The 17,241-nt window shown below is 48.2% G+C and carries 15 protein-coding genes; 11 read left to right on the top strand and 4 right to left on the bottom strand.

The annotated features are described in order from the left end of the window. Positions 1-12 precede the first annotated feature (12 nt). Entirely contained in the window at positions 13-780 is a 768-nt protein-coding gene (locus AAKU61_RS13225; RefSeq protein ID WP_354332910.1) for a DUF1223 domain-containing protein, read from the top strand. 61 nt (positions 781-841) lie between these two features. Here the strand turns inward: AAKU61_RS13225 and AAKU61_RS13220 are convergent, their stop codons facing one another. From AAKU61_RS13220 to AAKU61_RS13210, 3 genes are read right to left on the bottom strand one after another with little or no spacing between them, the layout of a single operon-like run. Beyond that, on the bottom strand, positions 842-1,417 hold the full coding sequence (locus AAKU61_RS13220) for a GNAT family N-acetyltransferase (protein ID WP_354332909.1): 576 nt from the start codon (positions 1,415-1,417) through the stop codon (positions 842-844). 8 nt (positions 1,418-1,425) lie between these two features. Continuing rightward, positions 1,426-2,277 (bottom strand): LytR/AlgR family response regulator transcription factor, encoded by an 852-nt coding sequence (locus AAKU61_RS13215; protein ID WP_354332907.1) that lies wholly within the window; start codon positions 2,275-2,277, stop codon positions 1,426-1,428. A gap of 4 nt (positions 2,278-2,281) precedes the next feature. Then, positions 2,282-3,481 carry a sensor histidine kinase gene (locus AAKU61_RS13210; protein ID WP_354332905.1) on the bottom strand — a complete coding sequence of 400 codons (1,200 nt, stop codon included), beginning with the start codon at positions 3,479-3,481 and terminating at the stop codon, positions 2,282-2,284. A 474-nt stretch (positions 3,482-3,955) separates the two neighbouring features. On the opposite strand from AAKU61_RS13210, the gene AAKU61_RS13205 reads away from it, so the two are divergent. Next, positions 3,956-5,803 (top strand): M2 family metallopeptidase, encoded by a 1,848-nt coding sequence (locus AAKU61_RS13205; RefSeq protein WP_354332903.1) that lies wholly within the window; start codon positions 3,956-3,958, stop codon positions 5,801-5,803. A gap of 273 nt (positions 5,804-6,076) precedes the next feature. Here the strand turns inward: AAKU61_RS13205 and AAKU61_RS13200 are convergent, their stop codons facing one another. Next, positions 6,077-7,318, bottom strand: coding sequence for a CaiB/BaiF CoA transferase family protein (locus AAKU61_RS13200; protein WP_354332902.1), 1,242 nt, complete (start codon positions 7,316-7,318; stop codon positions 6,077-6,079). A gap of 71 nt (positions 7,319-7,389) precedes the next feature. Between AAKU61_RS13200 and ugpQ the strand changes: the two genes are divergently transcribed. The 9 genes from ugpQ (at position 7,390) to AAKU61_RS13155 (ending at position 17,045) form a co-directional block, all read left to right on the top strand. Further along, entirely contained in the window at positions 7,390-8,124 is a 735-nt protein-coding gene (ugpQ, locus tag AAKU61_RS13195; protein ID WP_354332900.1) for a glycerophosphodiester phosphodiesterase, read from the top strand. Between the two features lie 156 nt (positions 8,125-8,280). Further along, positions 8,281-8,655 (top strand): hypothetical protein, encoded by a 375-nt coding sequence (locus AAKU61_RS13190; protein ID WP_354332898.1) that lies wholly within the window; start codon positions 8,281-8,283, stop codon positions 8,653-8,655. A gap of 214 nt (positions 8,656-8,869) precedes the next feature. Beyond that, a complete protein-coding gene (gene alaS, locus AAKU61_RS13185) occupies positions 8,870-11,482 on the top strand; it encodes an alanine--tRNA ligase (RefSeq protein ID WP_354332896.1) in 2,613 nt (870 codons plus the stop codon). Next, positions 11,479-11,997: a GNAT family N-acetyltransferase gene (locus AAKU61_RS13180; RefSeq protein ID WP_322119582.1), complete on the top strand. Its 519-nt coding sequence runs from the start codon at positions 11,479-11,481 to the stop codon at positions 11,995-11,997. Before alaS ends, AAKU61_RS13180 begins: the two co-directional genes overlap by 4 nt. Before the next feature lie 4 nt (positions 11,998-12,001). Next, complete coding sequence (locus AAKU61_RS13175) at positions 12,002-12,523, top strand: NUDIX domain-containing protein (protein ID WP_354332987.1); 522 nt, start codon at positions 12,002-12,004, stop codon at positions 12,521-12,523. 176 nt (positions 12,524-12,699) lie between these two features. After that, on the top strand, positions 12,700-12,927 hold the full coding sequence (locus tag AAKU61_RS13170; RefSeq protein WP_354332895.1) for a sulfurtransferase TusA family protein: 228 nt from the start codon (positions 12,700-12,702) through the stop codon (positions 12,925-12,927). A 373-nt stretch (positions 12,928-13,300) separates the two neighbouring features. Continuing rightward, entirely contained in the window at positions 13,301-14,053 is a 753-nt protein-coding gene (locus tag AAKU61_RS13165; protein ID WP_354332893.1) for an electron transfer flavoprotein subunit beta/FixA family protein, read from the top strand. Between the two features lie 100 nt (positions 14,054-14,153). Beyond that, the gene (locus tag AAKU61_RS13160) at positions 14,154-15,083 is read left to right on the top strand and encodes an electron transfer flavoprotein subunit alpha/FixB family protein (RefSeq protein ID WP_354332891.1); all 930 of its coding nucleotides are present in this window, start codon (positions 14,154-14,156) and stop codon (positions 15,081-15,083) included. Positions 15,084-15,254: 171 nt separating this feature from the next. Further along, positions 15,255-17,045 carry an acyl-CoA dehydrogenase gene (locus tag AAKU61_RS13155; protein WP_354332889.1) on the top strand — a complete coding sequence of 597 codons (1,791 nt, stop codon included), beginning with the start codon at positions 15,255-15,257 and terminating at the stop codon, positions 17,043-17,045. Positions 17,046-17,241 lie beyond the last annotated feature (196 nt).

Here is a 17,241-nt window from a genome sequence, read left to right as displayed (position 1 = left end):
TAGGGAGGTGGTATGAAACGTTTATTCTCAGTATGGCCGTTGGTACTGGTTGCAGGGATCGTCCAGCCAGCGTTGGCGCAAACTTGTACCAAAAGCAGTCCAGCGCACACGGTCGCTTTGCTGGAGCTGTACACCTCCGAGGGCTGCAATAGTTGCCCGCCAGCCGATAAGTTTGTCAGTAGTGTCTACAAAACGACCGGCTTAACATCCGACCAGGTATTGCCCTTATCACTGCATGTGGATTATTGGGATTACATCGGCTGGAAAGATACCTTCTCCAATCCTATTTTTACGCAGCGTCAGCGCTGGCTGGCGGAGCTGGCGTCCACTCGCACGGTGTATACGCCTGAGGTGTTTGTTGCTGGCAAAGAGTTGCGCAACTGGAGTAATGGCGTGGCGGATGCAGTCAAGCGCATTAATCAAAAACCTGCTCAAGCGGATATTCGCCTGACTGTGGATGGCGTGACAGATCGTCAGCTCAACGTGAGTATGACCAGCAACACGGCGCAAACCGGCAAGCTCTATTTTGCCTTGGTTGAAAGCGGCTTGGTCTCGCATGTCAAAGCAGGAGAAAACAGTGGCGTCACGCTACAGCATGATTATGTCGTGCGGCAGTGGGGCGATCCCGTTCGTCTGACGGGCGGCAGCAATACGACGATGCGTCAGATCAGCTTCCCTGCGAATGCTGTACGTAAGAATCTGGCAGTGGCGGCTTTTGTGCAATCGGACAAAGGTGAGGTATTGCAGGCGCTGTCGTTGCCGATTTGTTCGGGTTTATAGAAGGCGCTTTAATGCACCTTTTATCCGAACACATCGGTTGTAGAAGATCTCGGTTGAACCTTTATGTTTCGCTTGCAGCCCGTAGCATTTCTACATGTTCAATATCATCTTCCAGATAGATGTCTGACACGGTGACAAAGCCAAAGCTGCCATAGAATTTTTCCAAATACGCTTGTGCGCCGATGCGGATAGGTTGATTGGGGTAGCGTTGTTCTAACTGCGCGATGCCCTCGGTGATGAGTGCTTTTCCGCTGCCACTGCCACGAAATTCTTTTGTGGTGATGACACGGCCGATGGATGCTTCTGCAAACTTGAGACCCGGCGGAACGATGCGCAGATAGGCCGCGATCCTGATCTTGCTTTGAGTGTCGGGATGTTCTGTCGTTTCTTCTATGACTGTTCCAACCACGTGCAAACAATCCTGATCTGCGTCATCCATATCCGGGAACACGCAGTTTTGTTCTACGACAAATACCTCGCTGCGTGCACGCAAAATGGCATACAACAGCGCGGGTGATAAGTCATCAAACGCCAGACATTGCCATTGCACCGCAGCGCTGATGGGTTGAGTATTGTGAGACGCTGGCACTGAGTGCGATTCAGAAGTTGATTGCGAAGTCGATTGAAGAGCGGTCATAAATAAAATTACATTTGTCTGAAAAGATGGGCATACACACGGCTTACAGCCAGCTTCTCATCCCGATCAATCAGCTTGAGCGAAAGCTTGCCGGATTCATCCCGATGTGCCGAATGGATGCACTGGCTGTTGACCACCGTGCTGCGATGGATTTGCCAGAACTGGTTGCTATCAAGCTGTGGCAATAACTCTCTGAGGCTAACACGGATTAGTGAAGAATGTTCTGCTGTGACGACGTTGATGTACTTGTCAGTTGCTTCAAAATACAGCACATCATTGATGCGTATCATACGGATCTGGTTGCCGACTGCGGCACGTATCATCGTTAGTTTTTCTGTCGTCTTTGCATCGCCGCTAGCGACGCCAGCTTGACTAACACCAGCTTGATTTGCATAACCAAGATTGCCAACGCCAGGCATCAGATTGCGCAATTGCGCGACTACCCGTTCTAATTCTCCTGAACGCTCTTGACCGTCGTCTAAACGCGTTTGTAAACGCTTGACGGTTTTGCTCAAACGTTCTTCGCTGACTGGTTTCAACACATAATCGGATGCCGCATGTTCAAACGCATCTATCGCATAATCGTCATAGGCTGTGACGAAGACAATCAATGGGAAAGGTTTGTCATCAGGCCATTCTTCGGCCAGTTCTTGTGCGACTTCCAACCCGGTTTTCCCCGGCATTTTGATATCTAAAAAAAGAATGTCTGGTAGCTGCGCCAGTGCTTCTTGTACTGCGGCCACACCGTTTTCTACCACGCCGCAAATGCGTAGCTCTGGCCAGAGTTTTTCCAGATGCTTCATCAGCGTGAGCGATAATATCGTTTCATCTTCTGCGATGAGTGCGCGTAGTTGTGCCATATATTTATCCTTGTAGCGGAATAGTCAGGTGCGCTATGGCACCCTCTGGTTGATTGGGACTGAGTGTCAGGCTGGCGCTAGCGCCGTATAGCGCAAACAAACGGTCGCGTACATTCTCGTTGCCGACATGATGGGAGTTTTCATCGATACGGCCATTAATGTGGTCACTTTTTTCGTCGTTTTCGCCGTGATTCTGCGATTGAGTAAGTTGCGTTTGATTGGCGACCGGCTCTTTGTAGGTAGACGGTAGTCCCATACCGGTATCGATTACTTTTAGATGCAGAACTTGATCGGTGACGGCTGCAGAGACGTGAATGTGACCACCTTCTATTTTGGGTTCTACCCCATGTTTGATTGCATTCTCAACCAGCGGTTGTAGCAACATCGGAGCGATCTGTAATGACTGTAAATCTGCCGGTAAATCGATCTGATACGTGAGGCGCTTGCCCATCCGTATCGCTAATAATTCTAGGTAGGCATGCATCAAGGCAAACTCTTGTTTGAGCGTAGTCTTGTCGGTGCGCGAGGAGCTGAGACTGGCACGCAAATACAGAATTAATTGCTCTAGCATATATTGAGCACGCTCAGCATCGATAGCGATTAAACCTTGCAAATTCGCCAGCGTGTTAAAGAGCATATGCGGCTCGATCTGCGCTTGTAGCAATTGCAGTTTGGCTTGCATTGCCTGCCGCTCAATCGCGGCATTGCGGGCTTTCTCTTTTTCTGCCTGGGCTTTTAATTCTGCCAGTTTGCTTTGGTTCCAGAAAAAAATACCTGAGATCAGACTGATAAAAATACACATGACGACCATGGCGCGGTCACCACGGTTAATAAATCCATTAAAGCTCGGTATCGGAATGCCATAGATCAGCATGCCTATACTCAATCCAATATAGTACCCGACCGGAGCGGAGGCGGCGCAGACTAACAAAAAAGCCAGATTATTAGGCTTATTCGTTCTCCAGATCAGCCAGCGTAAGGCATCGATCAATAGTGAGATACAGGTACCAATAATGACCGAAAATACCCAGTTCATCTGGAAAGTTCCGTCGGTGACCACGACATAAGTCAGGAAAATCGCTACTAGCGTATTGAACAGCATTAAGATCGCCAGCGACCGTAGTAAATTAATTTTGTGGCCGCCTCTGGGGAAGATCAATGTCAGCATATGAAAAGTAGAGAATTTTTTTTGAATGTCTATCATACGTTGCTTAGTTAGCTTCCCTTTAGTTTTCCTTCAGTTTTACTAAAGGGTTCTTATTGCAGCAATGCTATTTGCGGATGACAGCCATGATGAGCAGAACCTTTTTATTGCGCGACAGTAAAGTGACGAAAGTACTCGATTTGGTCGCCAATCAGCGCTGAGCCGCCGCGAAATGACCCGCCAAAATTGCGTATGCGGTAATAGAAAATCCCTACGCCAGAATATTTTGCTGATATATTTACCGGCCTTGTTGGCAAGCTCTTTCGTAGCCTTGTTAGCAAGCCTTTGATTAAGCTCGTTTTTGAGATTGTTTTAGCCCAGCTTGTCCTGATCAATCTTGAGCTTCACTATGAGTATCAGCACAGCATAGGCACAAAGTAGTGCTGCATTGCAGCGTAAAAGAGTTGTCGCTTATTTGCTCATCGGCATACTGAAGTCATTACCGATGATTTCGTCGTTTTTAATAAGGATCTTATGCGTTATTCCACACGTTTTTTACCGGTACTGACTGCCATCGCAATGGCGTTATCCGTACCTGTGACCGCTATGGCACAAACCGCCGCGCCAGCCAAAGTCAAAACAAAGCCGCCGACCGTGGCCGAAGCAGAACAGTTTTTGCGTGACAGCGAAGTACGTTTGCAACAACTGTCGGTGATCTCGCAACGTGCCGCTTGGGTGTATGAAACGCATATCACCGATGACACTGAGGCAATGTCGGCGCAAGCCAGTGAACGGGCTTTAACCGTCGGCAGTGAAATTGCGATACAGGCGCGTCGCTATAACCATTTGCCGTTGTCAGCTGATAGCAAACGTAAGTTGAAATTGTTGCAGCTCAATTTAAGTCTGAGTAACGCGGCTGACCGCGAAGCTTATACCCGCTTGAGCACTTCGCTCGCGGGTGAATATGGCAAGGCTAAATACTGCAAAAAGGCAGATGATCCAAGCACCTGTCTGGATCTGGGGCAGATGGAACAAATCATGGCAGAGAGCCATGACCCAGCGGTACTCAAAGATATCTGGATGGGCTGGCATCATCAGGCGACTAAATATAAAAAGAGCTATGTCGATTATGTCGCCGTGTCTAACAAGGGTGCGCGAGAAATGGGCTATGTCGATACCGGCGCATTGTGGCGTTCAGAATACGATATGTCGGCGGATGAATTCGCTGCCGAGAGTGAGCGCCTGTGGCAGCAAGTCAAACCTTTGTATGAATCTTTGCATCAGTATGTACGTTTGAAATTACGTCAGACCTATGGTCCTGACGTGGTGCCGCTGACAGGGCCGATCCCCGCCCATTTGTTTGGCAATATGTGGAGTCAGACCTGGGAGAATTTATATCCTATCGTCAGACCAGAAGGGCAGGATGCCTCTTTGGATGTGGGCGCAGTATTAAAGCAAAAAAATATCGATGCCAAAGGAATGGCGCAATTTGCAGAGGGCTTTTACACCTCATTGGGGATGGAATCCTTGCCAGCGACGTTCTGGCAAAAATCAATGCTGACCAAGCCGCGTGATCGCGAAGTCGTGTGCCATGCATCCGCCTGGGATCTGGACAATATGACCGATGTACGTGTCAAGATGTGTATGAATCAGACGACCGAGGACTTCACTACGATTCATCATGAGTTGGGTCATATTTATTATGATCTAGCGTATCGCAAGCAACCGTTTTTGTTCCGAGGCGGCGCAAATGACGGCTTCCATGAAGCGATCGGCGATACGGTTGCCTTGTCCGTAACCCCAGAATATCTGAAGCAAATTGGATTGCTGAATCAGGTGCCGGATGTGTCGCAAGATATTGGCGTATTGTTGAATCGTGCCTTAGAAAAAGTTGCTTTCTTACCGTTCGGTTATCTGGTGGATCAATGGCGCTGGAAGGTGTATTCCGGTCAGGTTGCGCCTAAAGATTACGACAAAGTCTGGTGGGAACTGCGTGAGAAATATCAAGGGATCAAGCGACCAGCGCCGATGGAAGCGGATGGTTTTGATGCCGGGGCTAAGTATCATGTGCCGGCAGATACGCCTTATGCCCGTTACTTCATTGCTGATATTTTGCAGTTCCAGTTCCATCGCGCTTTGTGCAAAGAAGCGGGTTATGTTGGTCCGTTGAATCGTTGCTCTAACTACGGTAACAAAAAAGCCGGTGCCAAATATCAAGCGATGCTGTCCATGGGTGCAAGCCGTCCATGGAGCGAGGCACTGAAAACCGTTTCTGGCGAAGAGAAGATGGACGCCTCCGCGATTCTGGATTATTTCGCACCATTAAAAGTCTGGTTAGATGCGCAAAATAATTTGCTGATGAAGCAGGATGTAAAGGGATAATCGAGGCGATACATTAAAGGCCAGCATTGGGGACGGGTATTGAAATAAGCTGTATTTAAGCTGCGATAATATTAGATACTCTAGGTAAGTATATTTTATTGTCTAGATAAAGTCTGCTTAGTAGCTTATTTTGATAGCATACTCCCCTATTTGTTGGTATTTAAAAATACAAAAGGGAGTGGCTTTTTGGCCACTCCCTTTTTGCTTTCGTTGATAGTTTTGACTAAGTTGATGGCTAAGTCAGCGCAAGCTAGCCCCATGCTTAAACCAAGATCAAATAATGCGATTTTTAATCAGGGCTGCAATCTTCTCATCATCGTAATGCAGTACGTCGCGCAGAATTTGCTGGTTGTGCTGCCCCAATAACGGTGGCGGTGCCTGATACTGAGTGGGTGTGACGGATAATTTCATCGGGCTAGCGACCAGCCTGACTTTGTCTGCCGTAGGGTGGGGCAGATCAAGCCGCATCTCGCGGGCGATGACTTGTGGATTGTCGAATACTTCTTCCAAATTATTGATCGGGCCGCAAGGCACGCCGGCGCTTTCTAACAAGTCTATCCACTCTTGTTTGGTTTTTTGTTTGACCATCTCGGCCAATTGCGGCACCAGTTGATCTCTGTGCTGTACGCGTCGCGGATTGGTAAAGTACAGGGGATCGTCTGCCAGTTCAGGGCGACCGCCTGCATGTACAAATTTAGCGTACTGACCGTCATTTCCGGCGGCCACAATGATGTGTCCGTCTGATGTAGCGAAGGTTTGGTAAGGCACGATATTCGGATGTGCATTGCCCCAGCGTTTTGGTGCGACCCCGCTGGCAAGGTAATTGGTGTTCATATTGGCCAGCATGGCGACTTGTACATCCAGCAGCGCCATGTCGATGTATTGGCCTTCGCCTGTGCGATCCCGGTGTGTTAGCGCTGCCATGACGGCAATAGTGGCGTACATGCCAGTCATTAGGTCCGCAATTGCGACTCCCGCTTTTTGTGGGCCGCCGCCGGGCAAATCATCACGTTCGCCGGTCAGTGACATAAAACCGCCCATGCCTTGCACAATAAAATCATAGCCAGCGCGATGCGCGTATGGTCCGGTTTGACCAAAACCTGTGATGGAGCAATACACCAGATCAGGTTTTAGCTTCTTTAGGTTGTCGTAGTCCAGACCGTATTTTTTGAGTTGGCCGACTTTGTAATTTTCCAGCACGACATCGGATTGTTGTGCCAGTTCACGGATGATTTGCTGACCTTCTTTGGTGGCGATATCAACGGTGATGGCGTGTTTGCCGCGGTTGGCTGCGAGGTAATAAGCAGCTTCGCCGGTATTTTTCCCAGCATCGGATTTGAGAAACGGTGGCCCCCAGCTGCGGGTGTCGTCGCCGACTTCTGGTTTTTCCACCTTAATTACTTCTGCTCCCAAATCAGCTAAATTTTGCGCACACCATGGCCCTGCAAGCACGCGGGTGAGATCCAGTACGCGGATATGTCCGAGGGAAGTCTTGTTGTTTTCTGTCGTCTGCATATATGCTATGTCCGTTCGATTGGTCGATACTATTCTGGTAAGTCAAACAATGCTGAGAGGAATTCAATACGATGATAACTAGTTGGCCTTATCCTAAAATAATCGCGCACCGTGGCGGTGGCACGCTTGCTCCAGAAAATACCATTGCTGCAATGCGATGTGGACTGGAGTATGGATTTCATGCGGTTGAGTTTGATGTCATGTTATCAAAGGATGGTGTGCCTGTGCTAATGCATGATCCTTTATTTGGCCGCACTGTGTGCGGCGAGGGTGGCGTCGCAGCTAGCTTGGCAGTCGAGTTACAACAGATGGATGCGGGAAGCTGGTTTTCTGAGCGGTTTGCCGGAGAGCGTATCCCGACTTATGTGCAAGTGATTGAGTTTTGTCAGCAACATCGGATCTGGATGAATGTCGAGATTAAACCGGCACCGGGGTTTGAAGAGATTACCGGACGGGTAGTAGCAGAAGTGACTAAGCAGATGCAGGCGGGTGGTGACGTGCTGTTTTCTTCCTTTTCATTTGACGCTTTAATGCAGGCTAAGCTAGTGGCACCAGAGATTAAGCGCGGATTTTTAACCGACCAGATTGAGTCGGATTGGCAGCAGCGATTAGAACAACTGGATGCGATTGCCTTGCATACCAACCATAAACATTTAACGCCTGAGATTGCACAACAGATCAAAGCTCCAGGCTATGGTTTGTTTTGTTATACAGTGAACACGCCAGAGCGCGCTCGGGAAATTTTGGATTGGGGTGTCGACGCGTTTTGTACTGACCGGATTGATTTGATTGCGGCCGATTTTTGATTGTTACATTCGCTTACGCGGCTTACAGTTTTAACGTCAGCAGCTTGTATTTGGAGCTCGTTATAGGCTCATGAGTGACGCAGTTAAAATTAGGATTTACGCAAAACTGCCTCACTTGGTCAGTAAAATTACTTTAATCCATCGAAAGGGAAGATCATGAAATCCAACAAAAACACAATCACACGTATCATCTCCAGCAAAATTGCTCCTGCATTGATTGCAAGCTTGTTCGCGATGCCAGTATTTGCGCAAACCGCTGCGACAACGAACACACCTAATATCGATAAACGTCAGGATAATCAACAACAACGCGTTGCCAATGGCGTTAGTAGCGGCGCACTGACCGCAAAAGAAGCCACTAATTTGGAAAAACGTGAATCTAAAATCGAAACTGATAAACAAGCAGCGAAAGCAGATGGCACCGTCACCAAACAAGAGCGCGCAAAACTGCAACATGAAGAAAACCGTGCCAGCAAAAAAATCTATGCAAAAAAACACAACGCACGTACAGCGAGTTCGCCAGGTCAATAAACTGAGTTGCGCTTAACAAAATAGACCGCTGTCAGATGTTTTAAGCAGCTGATTTAAGAGAGATAGGTCTCTCTAAAAAGTAGAGGAAAAGTAGAACCCGTCTGGCATTCGACGCCAGGCGGGTTTTGTTTTTATGGCACAAAATGCCGGAAGTTATCACGTATAATCAAGAGCTAACTTTTTAAAACCGCATCAATCTGCCCTGAAAATTACTATGAACTCGTCTGAAATCCGCGATAAATTCCTCAGCTTTTTCGAATCCAAAGGCCATACACGAGTCCGTTCGTCCAGCCTGATCCCCGGCAATGACCCGACCTTGTTGTTCACCAACTCCGGTATGGTGCAATTTAAGGATGTCTTTCTCGGTCAGGACAAACGCAATTACACCCGCGCGACTACAGCGCAGCGCAGCGTGCGAGCAGGCGGCAAGCATAATGATCTAGAAAACGTCGGTTATACAGCCCGTCACCACACATTTTTTGAAATGCTGGGTAATTTTTCCTTCGGTGATTACTTCAAGCGCGACGCGATCAACTATGCATGGGAATTGCTGACCGTTGTCTACGGTCTGCCAAAAGACAAGCTCACCGTCACGGTGTACCAGGAAGATGACGAAGCCTACGATATCTGGAAAAATGAAATCGGCGTACCGCCTGAGCGCATTATCCGTATCGGTGATAACAAAGGTGCGCGCTACGCATCAGATAATTTCTGGCAAATGGCAGATACCGGCCCATGCGGTCCATGCTCTGAAATTTTTTATGATCACGGCGCCGATATTTGGGGTGGTCCTCCGGGTTCTCCTGATGAAAACGGTGATCGTTTTATCGAAATCTGGAATCTGGTGTTCATGCAATTCAACAAGGATGAGCAAGGCGTTTTGCATCCTTTGCCAAAACCTTGCGTTGATACCGGTATGGGCTTGGAGCGCATTGCGGCGGTATTGCAGCATGTGCACTCCAACTACGAAATTGATATCTTCCAAAATTTGATTAAAGCCGCCGCGCGCGAAACGGGCTGTACCGATCTACATCACAATTCTTTAAAAGTCATTGCGGATCACATTCGCTGTGCAGGCTTTTTGATTGTAGATGGCATCATTCCTGGCAATGAAGGTCGCGGCTATGTCTTACGTCGTATCACGCGCCGTGCTCTGCGTCATGGTCACAAGCTAGGTCAGCCACAGCCATTTTTCTACAAACTAGTTGCTGATCTCGTGAAAGAAATGGGCGAGGCTTATCCCGAGTTGGCAGAGGCTGGTGAGCGTGTTGCCCAGGTCTTGAAGCAGGAAGAAGAACGTTTTGGCGAAACGCTGGAACATGGTATGAAGATTCTGGAAGCGGCACTCGCCAAAGATAGTAAAAATCTGGATGGCGCGACGGCTTTCACCTTGTATGACACTTACGGCTTCCCGCTCGATCTGACGGCGGATATTTGCCGTGAGCGAAATGTGGTGCTGGACGAAGCTGGTTTTGATGCTGCTATGGCGCATCAGAAGCAAACTGCTCGTGCTGCAGGTAAGTTCAAAATGGCTGCGGCAATTGAATACAACGGAGACAAAACGAAGTTTGTCGGCTACGAGCAACTAAGCAACGACAGTAAAGTGATTGCTTTGTACGTCGATGGCAGCGCGGCCTCTCAATTGCAAGCTGGTCAGGCAGGTATTGTGGTGCTGGATGTGACGCCTTTCTATGCTGAATCTGGCGGTCAGTGCGGTGACTCTGGTGTTTTAAAATCCAGCGCCGGAGCGGTGTTTGAGGTCGCGGATACGCAAAAAATTCAGGCCGATGTATTTGGTCATCACGGTACATTAATCACTGGCACATTAGAAGTTGGACAAAGTTTGCATGCGCAAGTCGCAATAGCAGTGCGCGCGCAAACAGTGCGTAATCACTCGGCTACGCATTTAATGCACAAGGCCTTGCGTGAAGTATTGGGCGCGCATGTATCGCAAAAAGGTTCCTTGGTTGATGCTGAAAAAACGCGTTTCGATTTCAGCCACAACGCACCGATGACCGACGATCAGATTCTGCAAGTAGAAACGATAGTCAACCGCGAAATTTTGTCCAATGTGGCTGCGCAAGCGCAAGTAATGTCGTATGACGATGCGATCAAGCATGGAGCAATGGCTCTGTTTGGTGAGAAGTATGGTGATGAGGTGCGCGTATTGGATATTGGCACGTCACGTGAGTTGTGCGGTGGTACGCATGTGTCCCGTACCGGCGATATTGGTCTGTTTAAAATTGTGTCAGAAGGCGGGGTTGCCGCAGGAATACGCCGTGTTGAGGCAGTTACTGGTGAAGTCGCACTTGAACTGGTACAAACCTTAAACCAGCGTGTGAATGAGATCGCAGCCGCTCTCAAAACTCAACCAGAGAAATTAACCCAGCGCATAGCGCAATGGCAAGATCAGGTGAAGTCTTTAGAAAAAGAACTGGCTACTCTGAAGTCTAAGGCAGCTGCAAATCAGGGTGAGGCCTTGGCAGATCAGGCGGTAGAGATCAACGGTGTCAAAGTATTGGCAGCAATGATGGAAGGTGCAGACGCAACCGCATTGCGCGAAACTATGATTAAGCTTAAAGATAAATTGAAAACAGCCGCTATCGTATTGGCCGCAGTCAATGAAGGCAAAGTCAGTTTAGTCGCAGGTGTGACTGACGATGCAACTTCAAAAATTAAGGCGGGTGACTTGGTGAACTTTGTAGCTCAGCAGGTTGGTGGCAAAGGTGGCGGCCGTCCTGATATTGCCCAGGCGGGTGGCACTGATCCATCTGGTTTGCCTAAAGCCTTGGCAGATGTACCTAACTGGATTAAAGAGCGCCTATGATATTTATCCGCCGTGCTGAATTAACAGATGCCGCTCAGATACAACGGGTATATGCAAGTACCAATGCGTACTCTAATACCTTGCAATTACCACATCCTACTGTTGAGATGTGGCAGGAGCGTTTAAAACAGTTTAATCCGAATGACACTTTGCTTATCGCGATGTACGACGGTGTGATCGTTGGCACCGCGGGTTTGCATGTAGAGAGTGCGGTCAGGCGACGCCATGTAGCCTCTTTGGGAATGGGCGTGGCGGACTCTTTTAGCGGCCGCGGCGTTGGTACGGCATTAATGGTGGAGTTGATGAATCTGGCCGATAACTGGCTTAATTTGTTGCGTCTTGAGCTTTATGTCTACGCCGATAATGCCGCGGCAATTCACCTGTATAACAAATTTGGTTTTGAAATTGAGGGAACCCATCGCGCACATTCTTTGCGCAATGGGGTTTTCATCGATACTTATTCTATGGCGCGTTTTCATCCTAAACAGCCACAAGTTCCACTAATGTCACGTTAGGTTTCTGATGGAAATTAAATTCTGTCCAGTATGCGCCCAATCGCTTGAGCATCGTGCCGATGAGCATGAAGCAGGAAAAGTTCGCCTGGCTTGTCCTGAAGGACATTGGACGCATTGGGATAATCCTCTGCCGGTACTAGCCGCTTTAGTTGAGGTTGAAGGGCACATTTTATTGGCACGCAACGCGGCTTGGCCTGAAAAAACTTTTGCCCTGATCACGGGTTTTATGGAGCGTGGCGAAACCCCAGAGCAGGGCATAGCCAGAGAACTAAAAGAAGAGACTAATCTCGATGCCGATCAGATCAGCTTGATTGGCGTGTATGAGTTCATCCGAAAAAACGAAGTCATCATTGCTTATCACGTCAAAGCGTCCGGTGAGATTCGTTTGTCGCCAGAGTTGTTGGAATATCGCTTAGTACAACCCGACAGATTACGTCCTTGGCATGCAGGCACTGGGTACGCTATGGCTGACTGGATGCGATCTAAAGGATTAGAACCGGTGTTTGCTGATTGGGGCAGCGCTTGAGTGATCAATCCGCAACAAATACTCACTAAAATTGTGCAAACGATTGTCAAACTATGTGGAATCTGTGGTTCCGTTGCTGCGTTGCACCATCTTGATTAATTTTCCGGTAGAATTGGTGCAAAGTTATAGACTTTAGTTGTTGTTCAAATTTGTTTATTCCCGCTACTGGAAAAATCATGCAATTCAATAAAGAACTGGACGCGCGTGGGCTGAATTGTCCGCTTCCAATTTTAAAAACGAAAAAAGCCTTGGCCGATATGATCACTGGCGAGGTTCTTCATGTACTGGCAACAGACCCTGGCTCTGTACGTGATTTCAAAGCTTTCTCCAAGCAAACCGGTAACGAGCTGTTATCGCATTTGGAAGGTGGCGCGGAATATGAATATTTTATTAAACGCAAATAAGTGTAAATAAAATAAGATTATTTGGTTGATAGCCAAGAGAAAACCATTTTTAAAAGCCCGCACTCTATTGCGGGCTTTTTTATTTTGTCTGACCCGTTGTTTTAGCCTGAATCTATTTTAGATACGACGCTCTACTGCTAAAGTGGCTTGAAAAGAACGATCGTGCTAAATTAAGCACTCTCTAAGTGTTTGGTCTTATAATTGATAGCATTAGCAGTCTCATTAAAGCTTAAATCAAAGTTTCAATCAGATTCACTTCAATTTGTAAGGCTAGCTGCACCAAATCTACATAATATTGATCAACAACATTGTTGCTAGCACGTAGTATCATTTACCGTTCAAAAATTAGCTTAATCTCAACAAAGGCAGAACTATGAAAGTCCTGGTACCAGTCAAGCGTGTCGTCGACTATAACGTCAAAGTACGCGTCAAATCCGATGGCAGCGGCGTGGATATCGCCAACGTCAAAATGTCGATGAACCCTTTCGATGAAATCGCGGTAGAAGAAGCCATGCGTTTGAAAGAAGCTGGTGTCGTTACCGAAGTGATCGCGGTATCTTGCGGCGTAGCGCAATGCCAGGAAACACTGCGTACAGCAATGGCAATCGGTGCTGATCGCGGTATTTTGGTTGAAAGTGACGCAGAGTTGCAGCCTTTGGCCGTAGCTAAATTGCTCAAAGCCTTGGCTGACAAAGAACAACCGCAATTGATCATTCTCGGCAAGCAAGCGATTGATGATGATTGCAATCAAACCGGTCAAATGTTGGCGGCTTTGCTGGGCTGGCCACAAGCAACGTTTGCCTCCAAGGTTACTATTGCAGATGGTAAAGCAACTGTCACGCGTGAAGTTGACGGCGGTCTGGAAACTTTGTCTCTGACTTTGCCAGCGATCATCACTACCGACTTGCGGCTCAATGAGCCACGTTATGTGACTTTACCTAATATTATGAAGGCGAAGAAAAAACAGCTGGATAATGTGAAGCCTGCTGATTTAGGTGTGGACGTTGCCTCGCGCGTTAAAACACTGAAAGTCGTTGAGCCAGCTAAACGCTCTGCTGGCATCAAGGTACCTGACGTTGCAACACTGGTCGCCAAGCTGAAGAACGAAGCCAAAGTATTGGGCTAATCCGGTATCAAGCGAGATTAAGCTGGACCCAAGCTTTTTATCTTTAAGAATAATCTTTGGGGCAGACGATTACGTCACCTCAATCAATGTGGAAAACATCATGACTACACTCGTCATAGCTGAACACGACAACGCTAGCCTCAAAGGCAGCACCTTAAATACGATTACTGCAGCGATTCAATGTGGCGGCGACGTTCATGTTCTGGTCGCAGGATTCAATGCTGCAGCCGTAGCGCAAGCTGCATCGCAAATTGCAGGCGTGAGTAAAGTATTACATGCAGACGCAGTGCATTTTGCCGATGGTTTGGCCGAAAATATTGCAGAGCAAGCACTTGCAATCGCTTCTGCTTACAGCCACATCCTGGCACCAGCGACTGCCTACGGTAAAAACGTGTTGCCGCGCGTCGCTGCTAAGCTGGATGTATCGCAAATCTCTGAAATTACGAAGGTAGATTCTCCAGACACTTTTGAGCGTCCAATCTATGCCGGTAATGCGATTGCCACTGTGCAATCGACTGATGCGATTAAAGTAATCACTGTGCGTAGTACCGGTTTTGATGCCGCTGCACCTGGTGGTTCTGCTGCGGTAGAGACGATTGCTGCGGTTGCTGATTCTGGTAAGTCGGCTTTCGTATCACGTGAGCTGGCAAAGTCAGATCGTCCTGAATTAACTGCAGCTAAAATTATTGTGTCTGGTGGTCGTGGTATGGGTTCTGCGGATGCGTTTAAGGTGCTGGAGCCTCTGGCAGACAAGCTAGGTGCAGCAATGGGCGCGTCCCGTGCGGCAGTGGATGCTGGTTACGTGCCAAATGACTGGCAAGTTGGTCAGACTGGCAAAATTGTAGCGCCACAGCTATACATTGCCGTTGGTATTTCAGGCGCGATTCAGCATCTGGCCGGTATGAAAGATTCGAAAGTCATCGTTGCGATCAACAAAGATCCTGAAGCACCGATCTTTTCAGTCGCCGATTACGGCATCGTTGGTGATTTGTTTGATATCGTTCCGCAATTGGTTACTGAATTGGGTTAAGTTGGGCTACGGTGATATCAGTTTAAATTGGCAGCAACAGAATTAAATCGATATGAATGTGGCGATCGCAGAATCGTCTCATTTAATCTTTCTATATAAATAGGGCAGGGTAAGCAGGTTTGTGATGATCCTGAATATCCTGTCCTTTTTTTGAGTGAATTTGGAGTGAATATGAGCTACGTTGCGCCCCTGAAGGATATGCTGTTCGTAATGAACGAGTTGGCAGGTTTAGCTGAAGTCAACGCTTTGCCTGGTTGCGAAGACGCGACGCCAGAAACAGTAGAGGCTGTGCTGGAAGAGAATGCCAAGTTTACCGGTGAAGTGGTTGCACCATTAAACTGGGCAGGTGATCAAGCGCCAAGTTATTGGAAAGAAGGTCAGGTTTTTACGACCAAAGGCTTTAAAGAAGCTTTTAAAATGTTTGGTGAGGCGGGTTGGCAAGGCGTGCAGCATCCAACAGAATTTGGTGGACAAGGATTACCTAAGTTGGTCGCTACGCCATGTATCGAAATGCTCAATTCCGCCAGTATCTCATTTGCATTGTGTCCGCTACTGACCGATGGCGCGATTGAGGCCTTGTTGACTGCTGGTAGTGATACTCAAAAAGCGCTGTATTTAGAGAACCTGATTGCTGGTAAATGGACCGGCACGATGAACTTGACCGAGCCTCAAGCTGGATCGGACTTGGCGATGGTTCGTACCAAAGCTGTCCCGCAAGGCGACGGTACTTTCAAGATTTTTGGCACCAAGATTTATATCACCTATGGTGAGCACGATATGGCAGAAAATATCGTCCATCTGGTACTGGCGCGCACACCAGATGCACCAGAAGGTGTTAAAGGAATTTCTCTTTTCCTTGTGCCTAAATTTATGGTCAACGCCGATGGTTCTTTGGGTGCCCGTAATGATGCGCACTGTGTCTCGATAGAGCACAAACTGGGGATCAAAGCCAGCCCGACTGCGGTGTTGCAATTTGGCGATAATGGCGGCGCCATCGGTACTCTGGTTGGTGAAGAAAACCGTGGCTTGGAATACATGTTCATCATGATGAATGCCGCACGTTTCGGCGTTGGCATGCAAGGTATTGCGATCGCGGAGCGCGCTTATCAAAAAGCCGTTGGCTACGCCAAAGAACGTGTGCAATCGCGCGATCTGGCAGGCTCTGCCGGCCCTGTCACGATTATTCATCACCCTGATGTGCGTCGCATGCTGATGTCGATGCGAGCGCAAACGGAAGGCGCTCGTGCTTTAGCTTATGTGGCGGCTGCTGCAAGTGATGCAGCTCATCACCATGGTGATGAGGCCGTGCGGAAAACCAATCTCGCTTTCTACGAATACCTGGTACCGATTGTCAAAGGATGGTCAACCGAGATGTCCCTGAATGTCACCTCGACTGGCGTGCAAGTACACGGCGGTATGGGCTTTATTGAAGAAACCGGTGCGGCACAACACTACCGTGATGCACAGATTTTGACGATTTATGAAGGCACTACCGCAATTCAGGCAAATGATTTAGTTGGCCGTAAGACCGCCCGTGATGGCGGCGCGACAGCAAAAGGGATCATCGCACAAGTGCGTAAAACGGCGGCAGAATTGGCGGCGGTGCAGTCGGATGACCTGGTCGCCATTCAGCGTCAATTGCTGGCTGGTGCTGACGCAATAGAAGAGGTTGTTAGCTATGTTGCTGCCAACTTTAAGTCAGATATTAAAGCTGTATTTGCAGGTAGCGTTCCTTACCTCAAATTGGCAGGTATTGTATTAGGTGGATGGCAAATGGCACGTGCCGCTTTGGTTGCTCAGCAGAAATTGCAAGCTGGTGACGGCGATGCCAGTTTTTATAAAGCGAAAATTGCAACTGCTCGTTTTTTCGCAGACCATATTTTGTCGGCAGCGCAAGGTTTGCGTAGTTCCATTGTTGATGGCAGTGCTGGTGTATTAGCGATGTCGGAAGACCAGTTCTAAATACTGACGAGGGCGGATTCAGCTACGAAGAGCAACGGGAGGTAAGTTTTAGGGGGAGTATATCCAAATTATAAAAAACCTCAAACGGCGTTCGATAGCCGAGGCATTTCCTAGGGCGATGATTGAGTTGATTGACTGCCCGTTGTAACTGGGCTTGAGTGATTTCCTTGAAGTTGGTGTTCTTTGGAAAGTAGTA

The sequence above is a fragment of the Undibacterium sp. GrIS 1.2 genome, assembly GCF_040544435.1.
Classification (GTDB): Bacteria; Pseudomonadota; Gammaproteobacteria; order Burkholderiales; family Burkholderiaceae_D; genus Undibacterium.
The sequence above is the reverse complement of the archived record's forward strand: the minus strand, read 5'-3'. Positions and strand labels throughout refer to the sequence as shown.